The 22042-nt window shown below is 59.9% G+C and carries 20 protein-coding genes; 8 read left to right on the forward strand and 12 right to left on the reverse strand.

The features are described from left to right. The 12 genes from IT585_00065 to IT585_00120 form a co-directional block, all read right to left on the reverse strand. The coding region (locus tag IT585_00065) for an indole-3-glycerol-phosphate synthase (GenBank protein MCC6961624.1) at window positions 1-608 on the reverse strand (608 nt) is incomplete at its 3' end. Continuing rightward, entirely contained in the window at window positions 609-1625 is a 1017-nt protein-coding gene (gene trpD, locus IT585_00070) for an anthranilate phosphoribosyltransferase (GenBank protein ID MCC6961625.1), read from the reverse strand. Further along, window positions 1622-2191 carry an aminodeoxychorismate/anthranilate synthase component II gene (locus IT585_00075; GenBank protein ID MCC6961626.1) on the reverse strand — a complete coding sequence of 190 codons (570 nt, stop codon included), beginning with the start codon at window positions 2189-2191 and terminating at the stop codon, window positions 1622-1624. The genes trpD and IT585_00075 overlap by 4 nt, the downstream gene beginning before the upstream one ends. Continuing rightward, entirely contained in the window at window positions 2188-3672 is a 1485-nt protein-coding gene (locus tag IT585_00080; protein ID MCC6961627.1) for a chorismate-binding protein, read from the reverse strand. Before IT585_00080 ends, IT585_00075 begins: the two co-directional genes overlap by 4 nt. Before the next feature lie 290 nt (window positions 3673-3962). After that, window positions 3963-4331: a preprotein translocase subunit SecG gene (gene secG, locus IT585_00085; protein MCC6961628.1), complete on the reverse strand. Its 369-nt coding sequence runs from the start codon at window positions 4329-4331 to the stop codon at window positions 3963-3965. 18 nt (window positions 4332-4349) lie between these two features. Continuing rightward, window positions 4350-5105: a triose-phosphate isomerase gene (locus tag IT585_00090; GenBank protein ID MCC6961629.1), complete on the reverse strand. Its 756-nt coding sequence runs from the start codon at window positions 5103-5105 to the stop codon at window positions 4350-4352. A gap of 7 nt (window positions 5106-5112) precedes the next feature. Beyond that, a complete protein-coding gene (locus IT585_00095) occupies window positions 5113-6306 on the reverse strand; it encodes a phosphoglycerate kinase (protein MCC6961630.1) in 1194 nt (397 codons plus the stop codon). 9 nt (window positions 6307-6315) lie between these two features. Then, complete coding sequence (gene gap / locus IT585_00100; protein ID MCC6961631.1) at window positions 6316-7308, reverse strand: type I glyceraldehyde-3-phosphate dehydrogenase; 993 nt, start codon at window positions 7306-7308, stop codon at window positions 6316-6318. 20 nt (window positions 7309-7328) lie between these two features. Next, window positions 7329-8000 carry an outer membrane beta-barrel protein gene (locus IT585_00105; protein ID MCC6961632.1) on the reverse strand — a complete coding sequence of 224 codons (672 nt, stop codon included), beginning with the start codon at window positions 7998-8000 and terminating at the stop codon, window positions 7329-7331. Then, window positions 7993-9045: a 6-phosphofructokinase gene (locus IT585_00110; GenBank protein ID MCC6961633.1), complete on the reverse strand. Its 1053-nt coding sequence runs from the start codon at window positions 9043-9045 to the stop codon at window positions 7993-7995. The genes IT585_00105 and IT585_00110 overlap by 8 nt, the downstream gene beginning before the upstream one ends. A gap of 56 nt (window positions 9046-9101) precedes the next feature. Beyond that, the gene (locus tag IT585_00115) at window positions 9102-10934 is read right to left on the reverse strand and encodes an aspartyl protease family protein (GenBank protein MCC6961634.1); all 1833 of its coding nucleotides are present in this window, start codon (window positions 10932-10934) and stop codon (window positions 9102-9104) included. 120 nt (window positions 10935-11054) lie between these two features. Further along, window positions 11055-11729, reverse strand: coding sequence for a glycerophosphodiester phosphodiesterase (locus IT585_00120; GenBank protein MCC6961635.1), 675 nt, complete (start codon window positions 11727-11729; stop codon window positions 11055-11057). Window positions 11730-11921: 192 nt separating this feature from the next. On the opposite strand from IT585_00120, the gene IT585_00125 reads away from it, so the two are divergent. The 8 genes from IT585_00125 to IT585_00160 all read left to right on the forward strand — a co-directional run bounded on the left by IT585_00125 (window position 11922) and on the right by IT585_00160 (window position 22039). Continuing rightward, a complete protein-coding gene (locus tag IT585_00125; protein MCC6961636.1) occupies window positions 11922-12674 on the forward strand; it encodes an NTP transferase domain-containing protein in 753 nt (250 codons plus the stop codon). Then, a complete protein-coding gene (locus IT585_00130; GenBank protein MCC6961637.1) occupies window positions 12667-13122 on the forward strand; it encodes a dTDP-4-dehydrorhamnose 3,5-epimerase family protein in 456 nt (151 codons plus the stop codon). Before IT585_00125 ends, IT585_00130 begins: the two co-directional genes overlap by 8 nt. Next, entirely contained in the window at window positions 13115-14122 is a 1008-nt protein-coding gene (locus tag IT585_00135; GenBank protein ID MCC6961638.1) for a GDP-mannose 4,6-dehydratase, read from the forward strand. Before IT585_00130 ends, IT585_00135 begins: the two co-directional genes overlap by 8 nt. A 5-nt stretch (window positions 14123-14127) precedes the next feature. Continuing rightward, on the forward strand, window positions 14128-14982 hold the full coding sequence (locus IT585_00140; GenBank protein ID MCC6961639.1) for an SDR family oxidoreductase: 855 nt from the start codon (window positions 14128-14130) through the stop codon (window positions 14980-14982). 207 nt (window positions 14983-15189) lie between these two features. After that, entirely contained in the window at window positions 15190-17457 is a 2268-nt protein-coding gene (locus tag IT585_00145; GenBank protein ID MCC6961640.1) for an SLBB domain-containing protein, read from the forward strand. Window positions 17458-17472: 15 nt separating this feature from the next. Continuing rightward, entirely contained in the window at window positions 17473-18699 is a 1227-nt protein-coding gene (locus IT585_00150) for a glycosyltransferase (GenBank protein ID MCC6961641.1), read from the forward strand. Further along, the gene (locus IT585_00155) at window positions 18696-19898 is read left to right on the forward strand and encodes a glycosyltransferase family 4 protein (GenBank protein ID MCC6961642.1); all 1203 of its coding nucleotides are present in this window, start codon (window positions 18696-18698) and stop codon (window positions 19896-19898) included. The genes IT585_00150 and IT585_00155 overlap by 4 nt, the downstream gene beginning before the upstream one ends. After that, entirely contained in the window at window positions 19895-22039 is a 2145-nt protein-coding gene (locus tag IT585_00160) for a bi-domain-containing oxidoreductase (GenBank protein MCC6961643.1), read from the forward strand. Before IT585_00155 ends, IT585_00160 begins: the two co-directional genes overlap by 4 nt. Window positions 22040-22042 lie beyond the last annotated feature (3 nt).

A 22042-nucleotide genomic window follows, 5' to 3' on the forward strand; every position in this document is an offset into this window, starting at 1 on the left:
AGGCGCTCGCCGACGGTCAGATCGATAGCCAAAGTTTGGAGATTGCGATTATTGACGCCGATCATCTCGGCGCCGATATCGAGAGCGATCTTGAGTTCGCGCGGCGTGTGGACTTCAACCAGCGCGTCGAGGCCGCAAGCGCGGGCGGCGACGAGCAAATTCGCCAAGGCCTTCTGAGCGAGCACGGCGACGATCAGCAGGACAGCCGCAGCGCCGGCAGCTTTGGCTTCGAGGATTTGCAGTTCGTCGACGATGAAGTCCTTGCGCAAAATCGGCAGCGGAATGCGCTCGGCAACCTGGCGAAGATCGTCCAGCGATCCGGCGAAATGCGTGGGTTCGGTCAGGACGCTGACGGCGGCGGCACCTTCGCTCCAGTAGCGGCGCGCCAATTCAGCCGGGTCGAGATCAACCTTGGTGCCGGCCGAGCTAGGAGAAGTGCGTTTGATCTCGAAGATGAATTGTTCACCAGGGCCGGAAAGCGCGGCACGGAAGGAGGGAGTCGGGTGGCCGTTGCGATCGCGTAGTTGTTGCTCGATCTGGCGACGCCAGTCATCTCGCGAACGGACGGCGAGGTCGCGGCGAACGGCGGCAACAATTGATTCGAGCATCTATTCTTCCTCCCGACTGGCGTGAATGTAGTCATCGAGAAGGCGCAAGGCGCGACCGGAACGGCGGGCATCAAGGGCCAGCTCCACGCCGACGGCCAAATTCTCGACATGGCCGGCAATGACAAGACCGAAGGCGGCGTTAAGATCGGTGGCGGACGCGAGGGGCGAGTCGGCGCCGGAGAGGATACCTCGAAGCAGGCGAACGTTGTCATCTTTGTCACCACCGCGCAAGGCCGTAGCGGGAAAGCCGTTGTGAATATTGACGGGCAGTTCGATCTCGTCATCGAGGAGCGCGCCGTCGAGCCAACGATAGCGGTGGTTGACACCAAGGGGGAGCAACTCATCGTAGCCGCGCGAATTGTGCAAAGTCGTGACGTTCAGTTCGGGGAGATATTCGCCGATGGCGGCGAGCATGGCAGCGGCCGGACGGGTGGCCGCGCCGATCATCTGATGCGTGGCGCGCGCAGGGTTGAGCAGCGGGCCGATCAGATTGAAGACGGTGCGAATGCCGAGTTCGCGCCGGACGCCGGCAACGCGCTTGGCGGCCGGATGATAGGCGGGCGCGAAGAGGAAGACGTAGCCGAGATCATCGAGCAATTGCGCAGCGCGGTCAGGGGACAGCTCGATGTCCGCGCCGGCGGCTTCGAGCAGGTCAGCCGATCCACAGGAAGAACTAACGGCACGGTTACCGTGCTTGGCGGTCGGCACGCCGCAGGCGGCTACGACCAGCGAGGCGGCGGTCGAGATGTTGAAGGTGCCGGTGCCATCGCCACCGGTGCCGCAACAATCGAAGACCAATGACTGGTGATGAGGAACGGCGAGGGCGCGACGGCGCAGGGCCGCGACGCAGCCGGCAATTTCCGCGACGGACTCGCCCTTGGCACGCAAGCCGATCAGAAAGGCGGCGATCTGCGCCTCGGTTGCCTGGCCGTCCGCGACCGCGTCGATGAATTGCGCGGTCTCGGCGAAGGCGAGCGATTCCCGCTCGGCCAATTTGGAGAGAACGTCTTTGATCATGCGGCCACGTCCAGGAAGTTGCTGATGATCTTCATGCCGTCGACGGTCAAGATCGACTCGGGGTGGAATTGGACGCCAAAGAGCCGCGCGGTCTTGTGCATGAGGCCCATGATTTCGCCGTCGGAGGTATAGGCGACGACTTCGAGCTGGGCGGGCAGGTTTTCCTCGGCGACGACCAGCGAATGGTAGCGCGTCGCCTTGAAGGGGTTCGGCAGACCGGCAAAGACGCCCTTGCCGCGGTGGTAGATGTCGGAAGTTTTGCCGTGCACGAGGCGATCGGCAGTGCGCACTTCCCCGCCAAAAGCCTCGGCGATGCACTGGTGACCGAGACAGACGCCGAGGATCGGAATCGTGGTGTGGAAGCGACGGATGACTTCCAGCGACAAGACGGCATCGCGCGGATGACCCGGCCCCGGCGAGATGACGATGCGCTCGGGCCGGAGATCGGCGATGACGGCGGGGGTGGCCGCGTCGGGGCGCACGACGGTGATGTCGCGGTCGCGTTCGCCGATGTACTGCACGAGGTTGTAGGTGAAAGAATCATAGTTGTCGATGAAGAGGATCATGTGAGTTCCTCCTCGGCGATACGGACGGCCTCGCGCAGGGCGGCGATTTTGTTGGCGGTTTCGAGGTATTCCTGCTCGGGGATGGAGTCGGCGACAATGCCGGCGCCGGCCTGCAAGCGCACGCAACCAGCTTGTTTGATGATGGTGCGGATGGTGATACACATATCGAGTTCGCCGGAGAGCGAGAAGTAGCCGACGGCGCCGGCGTAGGGGCCGCGGGCGTTGTGCTCCAATTCCGCGATGACCTCCATAGCGCGCAGTTTCGGGGCGCCGGAGACGGTTCCGGCGGGAAAGGCGGAGCGGAATAAATCGAAGGCGGTGCAATCGGAACGGAGCGTGCCGGAGACGGTCGAAGTCAGGTGCATGACATGGGAGTACCGTTCGAGGTGCATCATGTCGGTTACGCGAACTGAGCCGTAGTCGCAGACGCGGCCAAGGTCGTTGCGACCGAGATCGACGAGCATCACATGTTCGGCGCGTTCCTTGTCATTGTGGAGGAGTTCGTCGGCCAGGCGACGGTCATCGTCGATGGTACGGCCGCGACGACGCGTGCCGGCGATCGGGCGGACCATTGCCTGGCGTCCCTGCAATTTGACCATTGCCTCGGGGGAAGAGCCGATCAGCTCGATGTCGTCAAAGTCGAGATAGAACATGTACGGCGACGGATTCAGCATGCGCAGAGCGCGATAGATGTGAAAACCATCGGCGGCGGACGGGCGTTCTTCCCGCCGGGAAAGGACGGTTTGGAAGATATCGCCACGGAAGATGTGTTTTTGCGCAGTGCCGACCATCTGCTCGAATTGCGCCGGAGAGAAATTGGACAGGTAATCCTTCGACGGCGGCCGGGAGATCAGCGACGGTCGGGGAATCGGGCGCCGCAGCGCCGCGCGAATCTGCTCGAGTGCGACCGGCTCGGAACCGGCGGCCAGCTGCTCGCGCGCATTGTGCAGACGCAGCAAAGTCATCCGCCGCAGGAAGTGATCGAAGACCAGCAGGGTATCGACGAAGAAGAAACGACCAAGCGGCACAGCGGACGATGTGAGCAGCCCGCGCAGGCGCGGCTCAAAGAACTGAACGATTTCATAGGAGGCGAAGCCGACAAGGCCGCCAAGCAGCGGCAGGTCGCTGCGCCCGGAGCCGACAGTGAAGCGGCCCAGCAGTTGCCGGATTCCATCAAACGGCGCCGCGGCGCCATGAGGGATTGTCATCGTCTGCGCGGCCGATTTGATCACGGTGGCCTCCGCCGTCAGCTCAAGGGTGAGATGCGGATTGATACCGATGAAGGTGTAGCGACCGAGCGCAACCGGGTCTTCCGCCGATTCGAGTAGAAATCGCGCACCCAGGGGGCGGAGTTTCAAGAAGGCGGAGACCGGAGTTTCGAGGTCGCCGGGCAGATTGATTTCGTCGCAACCCAGGTCGAGTTGGGCGGCGGCGCGAGCGTTGACAAGTGAGTCCAGGATGTTCATTTTTTTACCAGACATGAAAAAAGCCCACCATCCTTGCGGACAGTGGGCTCAGTAGTCTTTCCGTCAGACTGAGGTTACACCGGTACGGCGCCACTATCCGCGGTGCGGGCATACCACCACCAATAGTAGCCAAGCGTGAAGACGCCGAAGAGAGCCGTGATCAGAGTAACTTTCATCATGTGCAGTTGAATATAATCCCGTTTACGAATCTGTCAAGTCCTCTTTTGCAGCAGCGAGGGTGCACGGCAAAAGAAACGGCAGGTTCCAGAGGACCTGCCGTCAATGAATTCAGATTGGGGAACGAGCTACTGGCCGCCACCCGCCGGAGGAGTTTGTGTGGGCTGCTGAGTTGGCTGCTGCGCCGGGGTTGTGGTCGGCATCTGCTGCCGCTCTTCGCCGACAACGCGTTCGACTGCCGATTCCGGCGTGGACGTGGTCACGCCGCCGCGTGAAGACAGCGTCAGGCCGATGCAGGTCACCATGAACAGGATCGCGAGCACCCAACTGGCCTTGGACAGGAACGTCGAAGCGCCGCGTCCACCGAAGACCGCGCCGGAAAAGGCGCCGCCGCCGAAGGCCGAGGCGAGACCGTCGCCCTTGGACGACTGCATCAGCACGACGATGATCAGGCCGAGGCAAACGATGAGGTGAATAACAACCAGAACCGTGAACACTCTCTATTCCTCCTGCTCTTAACGAGCTGCATCAATTATCCTGACAAAGGACTCCGCCTTGAGGCTTGCGCCGCCGACCAGCCCGCCGTCGATATCCGGCTGGCTGAAGAGTTCGCGCGCATTGTCCGGTTTGACTGATCCGCCGTACAGAATCCGCAGGTCATTTGCGGCAGTGCCGTGCGATGCGGCCAGCAAGTCGCGGATCAGTCGGTGGACGGCTTGCGCCTGCTCCGGCGTTGCGGTCTTGCCGGTTCCGATAGCCCAGACCGGTTCGTAAGCGACGACGGTCTTGGGCAGGTCCTCTCGAGCGATACCGCTGAAGCACCCGCTGATCTGCGTTCGGACTACCTGTTCCGTCAGGTCGGCTTCCCGTTGTTCGAGGGTTTCACCGACGCAGACGATAGGAGTCAATCCGATCGACAACGCCTTCTTGAGTTTGGAGTTGACAGTGAGGTCAGTCTCGAAGAAGTACTGCCGTCGTTCAGAATGTCCCAAGATAACGTGCGAGCAGCCGAGGGTCAACAGCATTCTGCCGGAGACCTCACCGGTATAAGCGCCTTCGTCTTCCCAATAGATATTCTGGCCGCCGACCTTGACGGCCGAGCCTCGAACCACATCCACGGCTGCTGCTATTGACGTAAACGGTGGACAGAGAACGACTTGGGGAGACGTCGCAACGCCAAGATGTTGGGCGATCGCACCGGCAAGGGCTTTGGCCTCCGCCGGCGTGGTGTACATCTTCCAATTGCCGGCGGCGATTTTGATTCGTGTCATAGCGCGCTCACCTGTCCGTCAGGGCCGCGACGCCCGGCAGGACCTTGCCTTCAAGAAATTCCAGTGAGGCGCCACCACCGGTCGAGATATGCGAGAATTTCTTCTCGAGACCGCTTTTGGCTACCGCTGCGGCTGAGTCACCGCCACCGACGACAGTAATTGTCCCGCCGCTGGTGAGCTGGGCGAGTACCTTGGCCATCTCCATCGTCCCGACGGCGAATTTGTCGGTTTCGAAAACGCCCATGGGTCCGTTCCAGACAACGGTGCGGCAATCTGAAAGCTCTTTCGAGAAGAGCTTGACGCTTTCCGGTCCGATATCAAGTCCCTTAAGGTTGGCGGGGATCGACCCGGCGGCGTGATAGCTCACGGTGGCCTCGTTGGAGATTTCTGCAGCGCAGGCAAAATCGACCGGCAGGATCAGCTTGACGTTTTTGGCTGCGGCCTGTTTGAGCAAGTCCGCGGCCAGATCGAGCTTGTCGGCTTCGAGAAGCGATCCGCCGATTTCTTTGCCCTGAGCTTTCAAGAACGTAAATGCCATACCGCCGCCGACGAGGATTTTCTCAACCTTGCCGAGGAGGTTGGTGATGACATCGATCTTGCCGGAAATTTTGGCGCCGCCGAGGAGAGCCGCAAACGGGTGTTTGGGGTTGTTCAGCGCGCCGCCGAGGAACTCCAGTTCTTTTTTCATCAGGTAGCCGGCGGCTGACTGATCAAAGTACTTGGTCACGCCCTCAGTTGAGGCATGAGCGCGGTGGGCAGAGCCGAAGGCGTCGTTGACGTAGACGTCGCCGAGGAAGGCGAGTTTTTGGGCAAAGTCGGAATCATTGGCTTCCTCTTCCTTGTGGAAGCGCAGATTTTCCAGCAAGAGGATTTCCCCGTTCTTGAGTTCGGCAACAGCTTGCTCGGCTGCGGCGCCAACGCAATCAACGGCGAAGTGCACTTTCTTCCCGGCGAGCTTCTCCAGGACCGGAACTACCGGTTTGAGGCTGAATTCGGGACTGGGACCGCCCTTGGGGCGACCGAGGTGCGACATCAGGATGAGTTTGCCGCCGCCGTTCACGACTTTGTTGATCGACGGCAGTGATTCGCGGATACGCAAGTCGTCGGTGACCCGACCGTCCTTGAGCGGGACGTTGAAATCGACCCGCATCAGGACTTTGCGCCCGCTCAATTGCAGTTCGTCAATTGAGAGTTTGTTCATGGCGCACCCCTACATCATCTTCTCGAGCGCCTCGACCATCCGACACGAGAAGCCCCACTCGTTGTCGTACCACGAGAACACCTTGATCATGCTTCCTTTGGCCTGAGTCAGCTTGGAGTCGAGAATTGACGAGTGGTTGTTGCCGACGATATCGATAGAGACGATAGGCTCTTCGCAGTATTCGAGGATGCCCTTCATCTTGCCGTGGGCGTATTCCTTGAAGGCGGTGTTGAGTTCATCGACGGTCACTTCCTTATTCAGGATTGCCGCCAGATCGACCAGCGATCCGTCGGAAGTGGGGACGCGCACGGCCAGGCCGTCGAGTTTGCCTTTCATCTCAGGGATGACTTCGGAGATTGCCTTGGCGGCGCCGGTCGTGGTCGGAATCATTGACATTGAAGCGGCGCGGGCGCGGCGCAGGTCCTTATGAGGCAGATCGAGAATTTTCTGGTCGTTGGTAAAAGCGTGGATGGTCGTCATCAGTCCCTTCTCGATGCCGAATTTGTCGTGGAGGACTTTGACCACCGGGGCCAAGCAATTGGTCGTGCAGGAGCCGATGGAGATGACATGATGTTTGGACTTGTCGTACTGGTCCCAATTGACGCCGAGCACGAAGGTGCCGTCGTGGCCCTTGGCCGGGGCGGAGATCAGGACTTTTTTGGCGCCGGCGGTGATGTGTTTGGCAGCGCCGTCGCGGTCGGTGAACTTGCCGGTGGATTCGACGACCACCTGCACGCCGTTGGCGGCATGCGGGAGTTTGGCCGGGTCGAGTTCTTTGGTAACCTTGATGGTTTTGCCGTTGATGACGAGGTTGTCGCCTTCGGTGCGCACCTCGCCATTGAATTTCTTATGAATCGAGTCGTACTTGAAGAGATGGGCCAGCGTAGCGGCATCGGTGATGTCATTGACGCTCACGAAGTCAAGTTTGCCTTCGGTGATCGCTTTCCGAACGACCAGACGTCCGATGCGTCCAAATCCATTAATCGCTACTTTAGTCGCCATGAAATCCTCCACCTTCCGTGCTATTTGCGCAAAAAGACGTACACTATCCCTATCGAGAATTGCCACCCGGAGTAGTTGCTAATTCCCGCGATATCGCCATTGAATTTGTTGTCGAGGTACTTGACCATCGTGTCGAACGAGAGGGCCTCGGTGAGTGGGATTTCGGCGCCGCCGCCGAGCCACCAGCCCCAGTCGGATTCGCTCGCGACCGAGCCGTCGGTGTAGCGCGCCCAGTAGGAGTCGTAGGGTCCGAGCGTGGCGGTTTCGCGGCCGATGATGAAGGCGCCGCCGCCTTCGAGATAAGGCCGGGCCTTGCCGGGAAACTGAGTGCTGAAGGGGGAAACCTTCAGACCAAGCTGCATTGGAAAGATCGAGGCCTGGCCGAGAAATTGACCGTCGAAGACGCCGTTGACGTAGACATCGAAGGTGATGTCGCCCTTGGAATAAGAGCCGAGGTTCAGGACACCGGCGAGCCAGCGGGTCAGGTAGTAATTGGCGTAGGCTTCGACGTAGAAGTTGGTGCGGTTGCCGAACAGCTTGACTTCGTCATTGGGCTGATTGAGCTCGTTGGATTTGTTGGTGAACAGCCCGAGGCGCACCCCCAGCGCGGTGGTTCCGGCAGGTTGCGAGGCCGCCGCCGCCGCGGTCAGGAGCATGGTCAGAATGAACGCCGAGACAATCGACTTAGCCAATATATTCCTCTGCCATTTCGATAAGCCGCTCATCGACTTTCTTCAAGGAATATACCGCTTCCGTGAGTTCCGCACCAACAATTTCGTTGCCGCGCAAGGCGACCATTTGACCGAACTTGCCGTCGCGGATGAAGTCGACAGCAGCCGAACCGTAGCGCGTCGCCAGTACGCGATCGAAGGCGGTGGGCGCGCCACCGCGTTGGATATGGCCGAGAATTACGGCGCGGGCTTCGAATTTGGTGCGCTTCTCGATTTCGTCGGCCAGCAAGGTGCCGATGCCGCCGAGGCGGACATGGCCGAACTGGTCGACGCCCATGTCTTTGACGATAAGCGAACCGTTGGCATCGACCTTGTTGTCGAAGGAGACCTTGGCGCCTTCGGCGACAACCACGATTGAGAAGTCTTTCCCGCGCTTGTGACGTTTGCGGATCAATTCGCAGACCTTGTCGACCAGAACGGGGCGCTCAGGGATCAAGATCACGTCGGCGCCGCCCGCGACGCCGGCGTAAAGGGCGATCCAACCGGTGTGGCGACCCATGACTTCGATCACGAGAACACGGTTGTGCGACTCGGCGGTGGTGTGCAGACGGTCGATGGCCTCCATCGCGATATTGATCGCGGTGTCGAAGCCGAAGGTAGTATCGGTGCCGGAGAGGTCGTTGTCGATGGTCTTGGGAATTCCAACGACGTTGATGCCGAGAGCGGACATCTTCTGGGCGACCCCCAGTGTATCTTCCCCGCCAACCGCCACAATGCAATCGAGTTCGAGGTCTTTGATGTTTCGCAAGACTTCCTCGATACCGTCGCCGTTCTTGAACGGGTTGGTTCGGGAGGTCTTCAAGATGGTGCCGCCCCGGTGGAGGATACCGGAGACATCGTTGATGCCGAGGGGCTGGACGTTGGTGTCGCCCATGAGGCCTTTCCAGCCTTCGCGAATTCCGACGATTTCCCAGCCGTTCTTATTGATGCCTTTGCGGACGACGGCCCTGATGACAGCGTTGAGGCCGGGGCAATCACCGCCGCCGGTCACGATTCCTACACGCAACTTATTACCTCCATGTTATTTCCATATCACATCCATTATCGGCAGGCGCGCCCAATTTAGTACGCGCTGTCCAGAATCAACCTCACTTTGATAATACGTTCGCCGCGGCGAATTTTCAAATTCACAGAATCGCCCGGCGCGACGACCAACTGTTGCTCAACTTCTGCCAGCGGCGTCCCAACCGTGCTCGTCGCGTTGACGGACAGCAGTTGGTCCCCGGGCTCGATCAGGCCAGCGGCAGCCGAGCCAGTGCGGACGGCGTCAACGAAAACGGTATCATTTTGTGAGCGCAGCGTGAGACCGGTGCGCTCAAAGCCGGACAGTGCGGGCGCGGGACCGGCCAGTGGCGCGAGGTAGAGCTTTTCGTTGGCGTAATCGAAGGTGACGCGGAAGCGTTTGAGCAAGCCGGCGCCGATGTTACCGGCCGTGTGTTCGCCGGAGAAGATCCCCGCGGAGCTGGTCGAGAAGTTGACCAGAAGGGAGTCAACGCGCCGGCCGCAGAGTTCAATCGCGGGCAGGACTCCCATCAATCCGGTCGAGCCGCCACCAATGCCGACAGCGCGGATTTCCTGGTATTGACTGCGGTCGCCGCCGATCAGTCGGTTCCGCTGGACAAAAGGAGAGTTGAAGTCGATGGTAGAGCCGGAGCCGGTGTCGATGCGAAACAGGCCGGGGATCGAATCATTGACCTTCCCGGCGACATAGGGCAGATGAAAATCGATGGTGAGGTCGCAATAATCGCCCCACGACGCGCGCGGCGCGGTCGCGTTACTGTAAAGGACCAGGAGTTTCTTGTCGTAATCGATGCTGACGATGCAGCGGCTGAGCACATCGTAGCCGATGATGCCGTCGATGGTACGGTTGCTCGCCTGCTCAATGGCGGAGAGATCAACGGCAAAGACGGGCAGGTCGACGAACTCGAGGGTGCCGATGACCAGGCGGTCGAGTTTGTAGGCGGGTGTTTGCTGGGCGCCGCCGACGCCATGCGCTTCGATATCCGCCAATTTGGAGACATTCAGCGAATCGACAAGTCGTGCATTGATGGCCGAGCCGCCGGCGCCGCTGTCGAAGATGAAGTAGTGTTTGCGCCGGTCATCGATGTTGACTTCGACATAAGCGTGATTATTCCAGAACTCGAAGGGAACGATAACGGAGTCGCTCTTGATGGTCGTGAGCGCTTCGGTGCCAGCGCGCGGGTCGCGGAAGAGCGCATTGTCGATGGGCTGGTTAAATTTGGCGGAGAGCACTTCGTTGGAGCCTGCGACCAGGCCGGCCTCGGTGCGTTCGATGGTCCGAAACGGCACCATCACGCCGTCGACGGCGCGGTAGTCGAAGTAGGTGGAGATGATCGTGGCCAGATCCATGTCGACGACAGTCTGATAGATCAGATAGGTTTGCTTGTTGATGGCGAGCTGCGCGGCGAGGCCGCCTGTGGGAGCGATTTCGATAACGCAGCAGCGAACGGAATCGACGAGACGATCGGGCGCCACAAGTGAGACCTGCCCCACAAAGGCGGCCGGGTCGAGATAGCTGCCGGTGGTCAGGGCCAGTTGGGTGATGAGAAGCGCTTTGTACTCGGCGCCAAGGGAATGGGTGAGCCCCGATTTGTCGCTCATCCAGCAATCGTCGCCGGAGCAGGCCTGGGTATAGGCGGCGAGCGGCAGGTCAAGCTCATAACGGACGCGATCGGGGGATTTATAGTACATTTTCGCGGTGCCGGTCATCCCGCCCATCTGGTAGCTGAAATCGAATTCCGCCGTCGCAATCTGGCGCATCTTGTCCAAGCCGCCCATTGCTTCGGTGTGCTTGGCCAGGATTTCATTAAGCACTTGGGCCTGAGATGCTGCCGCCGCGAAGACGACCAGGAAAGCGAAGAAGATCTTACTCATGATTCAGCCGTTCCTTTCCGGCTTAGGAAATCAAAACGACTTCCGCAAGCCGCCCGTTGGATAATATCGGACGACAAGAGACGAGAGAGAGGGGGCAAAGTCTAAACATGACATCTGCGGTCAGTTATTAACGATGAGCTTCCGATTGGCCGGATTCCCGAGAGCTTCGGGAAGATTGGAGATGATGCCGTCGACGCCTGAAGCTGCCAACTTGCCGGCAGCGGCGACGTCATCGACGGTCCAGACGGCGACGTGAAAACCGGCCTGCTTCAGCCGCCGAACGAGCGCCGGTTTGGCGATGAGCTTGGAGAGATGGACGGCGGAGCAACGGAGGTGTTGGAGGCGCTCGATGAGATATGCAGCTAAGTCCAATTTTACCTTCATGTTACGAATCGGCCCGACGATGAGTGCGGTATGAGCGCTGGGAAGCAAGGCTTTGACACGCATCAGGATTTTGGCATTGAAGCTTGAATAAATCAACCTGTGATTGGATGCATGGCGGCCCAAAATCGCAATGATTTTGCTTTCGATCCCGGGTGATTTGATGTCGAGCACGATATCGATTTGCCCGGCGAACTCCTCGACGAAACGTTCGAAGTGGAGGACATGTTGTCGCGATTCGACGCGAAGCTTATCCACGACCTTGGAGGAGGTGCGGCTGAGATACCCGGAATAGCCGGTCATGCGGGCGAGGTGGTAGTCATGGAAGCAGTAGATGACGCCGTCCCGCGAGCAGCGCAGGTCAACTTCAAGAGCATCGGCGCCCCGCTCGCAGGCATAGCGAAAAGCGGCCAAGCTATTCTCGGGGAAGAGCTTTGACGATCCGCGGTGGGCGATGATGCGAGTCATGGATTAGGACGATAGGTGTTTGACAACGTCATTTCAACAAAAGATATTGACGAATCGGACCGCACTTCGGTCACAGTACTTATACCCCGTTGTGGCGGCTTTGACCAGTCGGCACGGCGAGAAGAGGAGGGATAGCAGGTGAAAGGCGTCGTTCTTGCCGGCGGGCTGGGAACCCGGCTGTTTCCGCTGACCAAGATCACCAACAAGCATTTGTTGCCGGTATATGACCAGCCGATGATCTACTATCCGATTCAGACGTTGGTCAAGGCGGGGATCACGGACATCATGATCGTCACTGGAGGTAATCACGCCGGAGATTTCCTGCAGTTGCTCGGCAATGGGAAGGAATTCGGATTGAACGGACTGCGGTACGCTTACCAGGAAGGTGAAGGCGGAATTGCGGCGGCGCTGGCGCTGGCGCGGCACTTCGTGGGGGACGACAAGTTCTGCGCGATTCTGGGCGACAACATCATCATGGATGACATCGGCGCGGCAGTGCGGCAATTTGACTCGGGCGGCAACGGGGCAGAGTTGTTTTTGAAGGAAGTGGAAGATGCACATCGATTCGGAGTGGCGGTGTTTGACCAGGAGCGGCGGCTGGTGGCGGTGGAGGAAAAGCCGGCGCAGCCGAAGAGCAAATATGCGGTAACGGGCGTATACTTGTACGAGGCGAAGGCGTTCAATGTGATCGAGACGCTGCGGCCGTCGGCGCGCGGTGAGTTAGAGATCACGGACGTTTCGAATCATTTCCTGCGGTCGGGGCGCTGCGGGTTTCACATATTGGAGGGCTGGTGGACCGACGCGGGCACCTTCGAGTCGCTGCACCGGGCGCAGGGCTACGTGAGGTCGCTACGATTGAACGCGGGAATCAAGGCAGGCGAGGATGATTGACGGAGTCAAGACCAAGGAATTGAAAGTTCACTGCGATGAGCGGGGCAATCTGTTCGAGGTCCTGCGGGCGGATGAGCCGCTGTTCAAACAGTTCGGGCAGGTCTATGTCACGACGGCTTATCCGGGAGTGGTCAAGGCGTGGCACATGCACAAGAAGCAGACCGACCAGATGTGCGTGGTCAAAGGGCGCGTGAAGTTCGTGCTGTACGACGGGCGGGAACATTCGCCGACCTATGGCGAGATCAACGAATTTTTTGCGGGGGATTTCCATCGCCTGCTGATTCAAATTCCGCCGGGGATTTATCACGGATTCAAGAACATCGGCACAGACGAGTGTTACGTGATGAACGTACCGACGCACACCTACAGTGCCGCCGAGCCGGACGAGTTTCGCGTTGACCCGCAAGATGCCAAGATTCCCTACGATTGGTCGCGCCACGATGGCTAAACGCTACCTGGTGTGCGGGGGCTGCGGGTTCATCGGGTCGAATTTTGTCCGGTTGCTGACGGAGTCGGAGCCGGAAGCGCAGATTACGGTTTACGACGCGTTGACATATGCCGGCGCGCTGGAGAATCTTGGCGGATTGCAGCAGCACCGGTTCATGGAGTTTGTGCGGGGCGACATCGCCGACCCCGAAGCGGTGGCGGCGGTGATCGGCAAGGGGTACGATCTGGTTGTCAACTTCGCGGCCGAGACGCACGTCGATCGGTCGCTGTATTACACGCAGCAGTTTGTGCGCACGAATATTTGGGGGGTGGAGGTGCTGTTGTCGGCGTGCCGCGAGCGGGAGATTCCGCTGCTGCAGATTTCGACGGACGAGGTCTACGGAGCGGCGGCCGAAGGCGAGTCATTTGATGAGACGGCGCCGCTAAATCCGAGCAGTCCGTATGCGGCGAGCAAGGCGGCGGCGGACTTGCTGGTGCTGGCAGCGATCAAGACGTTCGACCAGCGGGCGGCGATCGTGCGCACGACCAACAACTACGGACCGCGGCAGTTCCCGGAGAAGCTGATTCCCTACTTTCTGAATCTGATCCGCGAGGGTCAGCCGCTGCCGGTTTATGGTGACGGTCAACAACGACGGTGCTGGTTGTACGTGGAGGATTTCTGCGCGGGCCTGCTGCGGTTGGTGCGTGACTTCCCCGCCGGCGAAGTAGTCAACATCGGCGCCGACGCGGATTACGCCAACTTGGAGACAATACAACTGCTGCAGAAGATCGCAGGCGCCGACAGCGCAATCAAGCATGTTGCCGACCGACCGGCGCACGATCGCGGTTATCGGATTGATTCAAGCAAATTCGAACGTCGTTACGGTACGCTCAAGCAGCGGAGTCTGGAGAGCGGGCTGGCAGCGACGGTGGCGTGGTATCGTGAGAATCCGGCGATTTTTGCGCGCTTGCGCAAGTTAGACGCCGCCGGATTTGAATCGCGGCACTACCAGGCACGCTGAGGCGTATGAAGATCCTGATCGCCGGGGGAGCAGGACTGCTGGGGAGCGAATTGGTGCGCCGCCTCGGGGGGATTCACGAAGTCACCGCTACCTATCATACTCAGTCGCCGCCAGCGGGCGTGAGTACCCTCAGGGTCGACTTAAGCAACATCGCTGAAGTTCAGTCGCTGTTTGGCGGTCAAAGGTTTGACGTGGTGATCAATGCGGCGGGGGCGGCCGCGGTTGATCGATGCGAACAAGATCATCAACACGCCGAAGTCGGCAACATCGCGATTCCACGCTCGCTGGTGCAGGCGCTGGCCGCGAGCAAAACCCATCTCTATCATATTTCGACCGATTACGTGTTCGACGGCGAAGCCGGGCCATATGACGAGACGGCGCAAGCGCGGCCGATCAATTATTACGGCGCGACGAAGTGGCACGGGGAGCAAGTGATCGCGGCCAGCGGACAGCCGGCGACCATCGTGCGGGTCTGCTCGCTGTATTCGCTGGACCTGGGAGTGCGGTCGAATCTCTATAATTCCGTGGTAGCGGCATTGGCTCAGGGGCAGCAGTACGTGGCGGCGACGGATCTGTGGTCGAATCCGACGAATGTTGCGGACGTGGCGGATGCTTTTGCCGACCTGCTGGCGCTGGGGGCAACGCCGCCGGTGATCCATCTGGCCGGACGCGAGCATTTGTCAAGACATGCGTTTGCCTGCCGCGTGGCGCGGCACGCCGGTTATGACAGCGCCCACGTTCTGGCGGCGACAACCGCCGAACTGAAATTGAAGGCGGTGCGGCCGCGCCGGGCGGGATTGATTTCAAGACAGGCGGCCGCACTTCTCGGCCACGATTTACCTGCGTTTCCCCAAGTCTGATCATCGCAGCCACTTCCGATCAAAGTGTGAGGCACCGGAAAGAATTTCGGAGAGATCCGGAAGAGTCTTCCATTGGCGAGGCCGGCGCGGCAAGTTCCCACCCTGTAAGTTAGTGACTCCATATCACTTAAGAGACCGTTTCAATCCGGCATAGCACTTGCAATAGCTGACGGCGGAGGTTCACCAGCGGACCCAAGGAGTCAGAGAATGAAGATCAAGTTAGCCGCGGCCATTGTCATCGGGCTGGCCGTTTCCCTTTTCGCGCAAAATTATCCGCAGCGCGATGCATTCAACTATGACGAGTTGATGCGGCAGATACCCGCACGCGAGGTTGCCGATCCCGATCGGTACCAGTCGTCGCTATCGCTTCCCGATTCGATCAAACGGCTGGAACAGCCATTGCAACCGCAGTTTGGAGCAGCCGCAGGCGATTCGAGCAAGCTGGAATTGTTCGGCTACAATCTCTTTGCGCGGGGCGGAACGACGAACGAGATCCCGCAGAATCTGGCGCTGCCGGAGGATTACCGGCTGGGACCGGGGGACAATCTGATCGTCAATCTGTGGGGGCGGGTCGAGCAGGAATACAATCTGACAATTGACCGGCAAGGGACGGTGTTCATCCCGAAGATCGGCGAGGTGCCGTTGTGGGGACTGACGTTGCAGCAGGCGGAGCGGCGGCTGCGCGAACGACTGGCGTCAGGGTTCAGCGAGTTTGAACTGAGTGTCAGCATCGGTAAGCTCAAGTCGATCCAGGTATTCGTCTTCGGCGAGGTCAAGTTTCCGGGCAGTTACAGCGTCAATTCGCTGTCGACGTTGTTTTCGGCGCTGTATCTGGCGGGGGGTCCGAGTGATCGCGGCAGTTTGCGCAAGATTCGTTTGATCCGGGCCGGCAGCGATGTCGCGACGATCGACCTATATCAATTTCTTCTCTTTGGCAAGAACGTCGCGGGGGTATCGTTGCAGTCGGGGGACGTCGTGTTTGTCGACGTGGTCGGCAAGCGGGTGACGGTGACGGGGGCAATCAAGCGGCCGGCGGTTTACGAAATTCTGGGCGCGGAGACGATCACCGACGTGATCGAGCTGGCGGGCGGAACGCTGCCGAGCGCCTATCTGGAGAAAGTGCGCGTTGATCGGGTCACGACCGAGGATGCGTACCAGGTGATCGATCTGAACCTGAAGGACTCGACAGCGACGGTGCGGGCGTTTGTCATGGAAGACGGCGACGCGGTGGCGATCGAGTCGATTTATGATCACAAGCTCGATGTGGTCTATCTCGAAGGGCGGTTCCGCCATCCGGGGCTGTATCAGTATCGCGAAGGGTTGTCGCTGGCGACGCTGTTTCAGGAAGGCTGCGAGCTGGAGGAGCGGGCCTACCGCGGGCGGATTGACATTCTGCGCTGTGACAACGGCTACGACACGACTTTGATCACGGTCAATCCGGAAGCAGTGCTGGCCGGGACAACGGATGTCACGCTGCGCTCGCATGACCGGTTGATTTCGTACTCGCAGGAAGAAGTGATCGCGCCGAAGTCGGTGTCGATCTTCGGATTGGTCGCGCGACCGGGGGACTACGCCTATTACGAAGGGATGAAGGTCTCCGACCTGGTATTCCGGGCGGGCAACCTGCGTCCGTCGGCGTATCCGCTGCGGATTGAGCTGGCGCGGACGTTCATCGACGGCCGGCGCGAGGTGCTGTACGCCTCGCTGGACGATCCCGAGGGCGACCTGCCGCTGCAACGGAGTGACAAGATTTTTGTTCGACAGATTCCCGGTTGGGAAGATCGCGACATCGTCACGATTGAGGGCGAAGTCCGCTTCCCAGGGAAATATGTCATCACGCATGAAATGAATTCCCTCTACTCCTTGATCCAACGTGCCGGTGGTCTGACGGAAGATGCGTTTGCCACCGGCACGGTGTTTACGCGCGCGTCGATCATCAGCGATTTGAAGCGACGCGGGGTGGACGAGTTGATCAATCGGTCGATGGAGCGGGTCGAGGAGGATTCGGGGCAGATTCGGATCGATTCGTCGGCGGTTCTGCGCGACAACAGCATGTCGAACCGGATTGTCGTCTACATGGACGAGTTGCTCCTGTCCAGCGGCAGCCGGCACGACGTCAAGCTGGTTGACGGCGACCACATCTATATCCCGGCCAAGCCGGCGGGAATTCAAGTGCTGGGCGCGGTGCCCTCGATCAGCACGATTGCCTATCAGGACGGCAAGAAGGCGGAGTTTTATGTCAAGCGTGCGGGCGGGTTCATGCCCAATGCCGACAAGAAGCATGTGCAGCTGGTGCGTGCGGACGGGACGATCGTGTCGGGCCGGGGCGCGCTGTCGAAGCAGGTACATCTCGGCGATGCGATTTTTGTGCCGACGCGAATCTCGAAGGAGCGCGATTGGCTGAAGATTTTTTCAACGACGGCCTCGGTGGCGGCGAGCATCGCCACAACGATATTCGTGGTTGACCGGCTGTAGGCGTCGTGACAAGCCATGAGCAAGACAACAAAAGCACGACAGCAAGAGAAACCGGCCGTTCAGACTCCGGCGGGCACGCCGCCGCGCTCACCGATTATCTGTCTCTCCACCCAGGATTACAGCGACCTGTGGACGCGCAAGCAGCGATTCATGAACTGGTTTGCCGAGCGCGGGCACAAAGTCGTTTACGTCGAGACGCAGTGGCACTGGCTGACGTGGCTGAAGCGCAATCGGGGGAATCGGCGACGGCTCTGGAAATTTCTGAACCGGCCGCGCGAGCTTCAACCGAATTTGTCGATCGCGACGCCGCCGGTGTTGTTGCCGTTTCACCAGATGTTGCTGCCGATTGCGATCGTGAACAACGTGGTCCTGGGGTTGTGGCTGCGCTGGATTGCGGCACGGGCGAAGATCAAAGACCCGATCGTCTATTCCTATGTCCCCTACTCGCAAGTGGCGATCAGAATCTTAGGGGCGCGCAAGGTGCTGTACGAAAAGGTTGATGATCTGGCGGCGGCCAAAGGGCTGGTGCGACGCGAGACGGTCGAGCGGATGGAGAAGAGGTTTCTGGGCGCGTGCAAGTTGGTGATTGTCACCGCCGGCAGGCTGAAAGAGAAGCTGCGCGATCTTCATCCGAACGTACATGTCATTCCAAATGCCTGCGATGTACAGCATTTCCAGGGGGCGAACGAGCGTCGCGTGGCGCCGACGGCGCTGGCGGCGATTCCGACACCGCGGATCGGGTTTATGGGGATGCTGGCGTACTGGATTGATTTGGATTTGATCGATTATATCGCTGCGCACCGACCGCAATGGCAGTTGGTGTTCATCGGGCCGATCGGAGTTGATGTAGCGCGACTGCGCAAGCACTGCAACGTGCACTTTCTCGGCCGGCGCGCTTACGAAGAGTTGCCGGAGCTGATGGCGGGGATCGATGTATTCATCAATCCCTACAAGCGCGACGATATTGCAGAGTCGTGCTCGCCGCTGAAGGTTTTCGAATACCTGGCGAGCGGACGGCCGGTGGTGAGCGTGCCGATGCCGGAGATTCAGCGGTTTACGCCGCACGTGCGGGTTGCCGAGCACTATGTCGGTTTCGTCCGCGCGATTGACGAGCTTCTGGCTCTGCCGCCGGAGGAGCGCCGGCGCCTACAAGAGACGTTGCGCGAGCTGGTGCGCGACGACACCTGGCAGAATCGGTTCGAGCAAACGCAACGACTCATCGAGGAGACGTTCGCCTCGTGAAGATCTGCATCAACGCATTGTTGGTAGAACCGAATCGCACCGGCGGCGGCGAGACGTTTTTGGTGAACCTGGTGCGCCGGCTGGCGCGATTCGACCAGAAGAATGAATATCTCATGTTAGTTACCGCCGCGAATCGGGCGCTGTTCGAGACGGGCAATCCGAGGTTTGAGACACGAGTCGTGCTGAAGAGCGCCAGCCCGCAGTGGCGGCGAGTGGCGTATGAATGGCTGGCACTGCCCTTCCTGCTCTGGCATTGGGGTGTCGACGTGTTCTATGCGCCGTTCGGTGTGCTGCCGCCGTTGGTGCCGTGTCGCTCGGTCGTGACGTTTCAGAATCTGATCTACATCGATTTTCGCACGCATGTGCCGCTGCAAGGACGCGGCCGGCGCGCACGACTGCGCCTCTGGCAACAGTATCGATACAACTCGATCGCACAGCGGTGGACGCTGGCGCAGGCGGATCGGATTTGGGCGGTGTCGCGGACGACGGCGAAAGCGCTGCAGGAGCGGCTGGGGGTTGACCGGCGGAGGATCACCGTCGTCTACGAGGGCGTCGACTACGAAGCCTTCAGTCCCGACCGCCGCGAGCGTACCACGAACGTCTCACCAAGCGCGCCGTACATTGCGACGGTCGCAACATTGTATCCGAACAAGAATATCGAAAAGCTGATCGGGGCATTTGCGCGGCTCGTCGCTCAAGGAATTCCGCACGAGTTGCTGATCATCGGGAGTGACTGGCACGGGCATCAAAGCGAGTTGGAGTTGGCAGCGCGGGAGCTTGGGATCGCGGAGCGAGTGCGCTTTCTGGGCGGTGTCGAGCACACGCGTATTCCAGAACTACTCAGTGCGGCGCAGTTGTTCGTGCTGTTCTCGAGCGTGGAGTCATTTGGTTTGCCGGTGCTGGAGGCGATGGCGGCCGGGGTACCGGTGATCATATCGGATTCGTCGGCGCTGCCGGAAATCGCGGGCGGCGCGGCGATGCTTTGTCGCGCGGGAGATGTCGACCATCTGGCTGAACGCATGCAGCAAGTTCTGGCGGATCGTGCGCTGGCAGCAACACTGCGCGAACTTGGGAAGTCGCGGGCACGACAATTCAGTTGGGATGAGACGGCGGTGCGGGCGATAGATCTATTCAATGGAGCGGCAGCAACAAGCACGAGTCCGCAGAGCAAGACAATACAGGAAGGGAGCTGGGCGTGAAACAAGTCCTGCAATATCCCAAGCGCGGCGGGTTGACAGTCGCCGATTGCCCGCATCCGGGTCTGAAGCCGGGCGGCATCATCGTTGAAAATCATTGTTCGCTCATCTCGCCGGGCACCGAGCGCGCTATCATCGATCTGGCTGAGAAGAGCCTGGTCAACAAAGCTCGATCGCGCCCCGACCTGGTGCGACAGGTGATCGATAAGGCAAAGCGCGAGGGCATCGGCAGCACACTGGCAAAGGTGCAGGCACGGCTCAAGGCGCCGATCCCGCTGGGATACAGCGCGGCTGGTCTTGTGGTCGAGGTGGCACCGGATGTACACGAGTTCTCCGTCGGCGACCGCGTGGCGTGCGCCGGCTTTGGCTACGCGTGCCACGCCGAGCGGGTCTTTGTTCCGCACAATCTGGCGGTAATGTTGCCGCCGAAACTGGGTTTTGACGAAGGGGCGTTTGTCACGCTGGGCGCGATCGCCTTGTGGGGGGTGCGGCAGGCGCAGGTGAGCGTCAGCGAGCGGGTAGCCGTGATCGGATTGGGGCTGTTGGGTCAGTTGACGCAACAGATTCTGAACGCGGCGGGTTGCCAGGTGATCGCCATCGATCTTGATCAACAGAGGCTGGATGAAGCCGCACGATTTGCTCCAGCACTGCTCGTCAATGCCGCCGACCCTACGGCCGCGGAAGCGGCAAAGCAATGCACCGAGGGTAGCGGCGCAGACGCTGTGATCATCACGGCAGCGACGAAGTCGAATGAGCCAATCCTGCTGGCCGCGACGATCGCGCGCGACCGGGGGCGGGTGGTGATTGTCGGCGACGTCAAAATGGAGATTCCGCGCAAGCCGTTTTATGAGAAGGAAATGACGTTGACGATGTCGCGATCGTACGGGCCGGGACGATATGATCCGATGTACGAAGAGCGCGGCGTTGACTATCCGATCGGCCAGGTACGTTGGACGGAGAATCGCAATATGCGCGCCTTCCTCGATCTCGTGGCTGTGGGCAAAGTCGATGTCAAGTCGCTGGTGACGGCGCAATACAGCGTTGAAGACGCGGCGACGGCATTTGAGCGTATGGAGGCGGAGAAAGTTCTGGGGCTGTTGCTGCGATATGCTCCGGGGGAGCAGGCAGCGAGCACCGCGCGGCAGAAACGCGCCCTCGCACCAACGAGCGGCAAGATACGAGTCGGATTTCTGGGTGCGGGGATTTTCGCCAGCGGAGTGTTGCTGCCGGCGCTGACGCGAAATGCGCAGTTCGAACGGAGCTTGCTGTATTCAGCGACGCCGTACCGGGCGCGCGCCGTTGCCGAGCAGTTCAAGTTTGCCGAAACTGCCGACTCAGAAGAGGAACTGCTGACGGACTCAGCGATAGACGCGGTCATCATCGCCACGCCGCACAATTGCCACGTAGCGCAAGTGACCAGGGCGCTGGCAGCGGGCAAGCATGTGCTGGTGGAGAAGCCGCTGTGTTTGACGCTCACTGAACTGGAGGCGATCAAGGCAGCGCAGGCGGCCAGTGGTTGCGCACTGATGGTCGGGTTCAACCGGCGCTATGCGGCCGCGAGCAAAATCCTGGCGGCGGCTCTGAGCGGGCGCGCTACGCCGACGATCGTGAACTACACGATCAATGCCGGATTCATTGATAAAGACAACTGGGTGCATGACGATACTATTGGAGGCGGACGAATTATCGGTGAAGGATGTCACTTCATCGATTTGATTTGCCACCTGCTGCAGGCGCGCGTTCGCACAGTGCGGACGGCAGCGATCGCAGGCACAAAGGGCAGGTATCAGGCGGACGACAACGTGCAGGTACAACTGGAGATGTCAGACGGATCGATCGCGGCGATCACCTATACGGCAATGGGCGAGCGCAGTTTCGCCAAGGAGACGCTGCAGGTGATCGGCGACGGCACGGTGCTGCAGATGACCGACTACCGGCTGGTCGAGCAATTTCGCGACGGCCGCACACGACGTCTTTACAAGGGGTCGATGGACAAGGGTTTTGACGCCGAGCTGGCGGTATTCGCCACGGCGATTCAGGATGGGCAATCACAGGATAATCTGGAAAGTTTCTATCACACGACGCGGGCAACACTGCAGGCCCGCCGGTCTTTGAGTTTGGGGAGCGCGATTGCAGTAGACTGAAGA

It is taken from the genome of Candidatus Zixiibacteriota bacterium (genome assembly GCA_020853795.1).
In the GTDB taxonomy this organism is placed as follows: domain Bacteria; phylum Zixibacteria; class MSB-5A5; order CAIYYT01; family CAIYYT01; genus JADJGC01.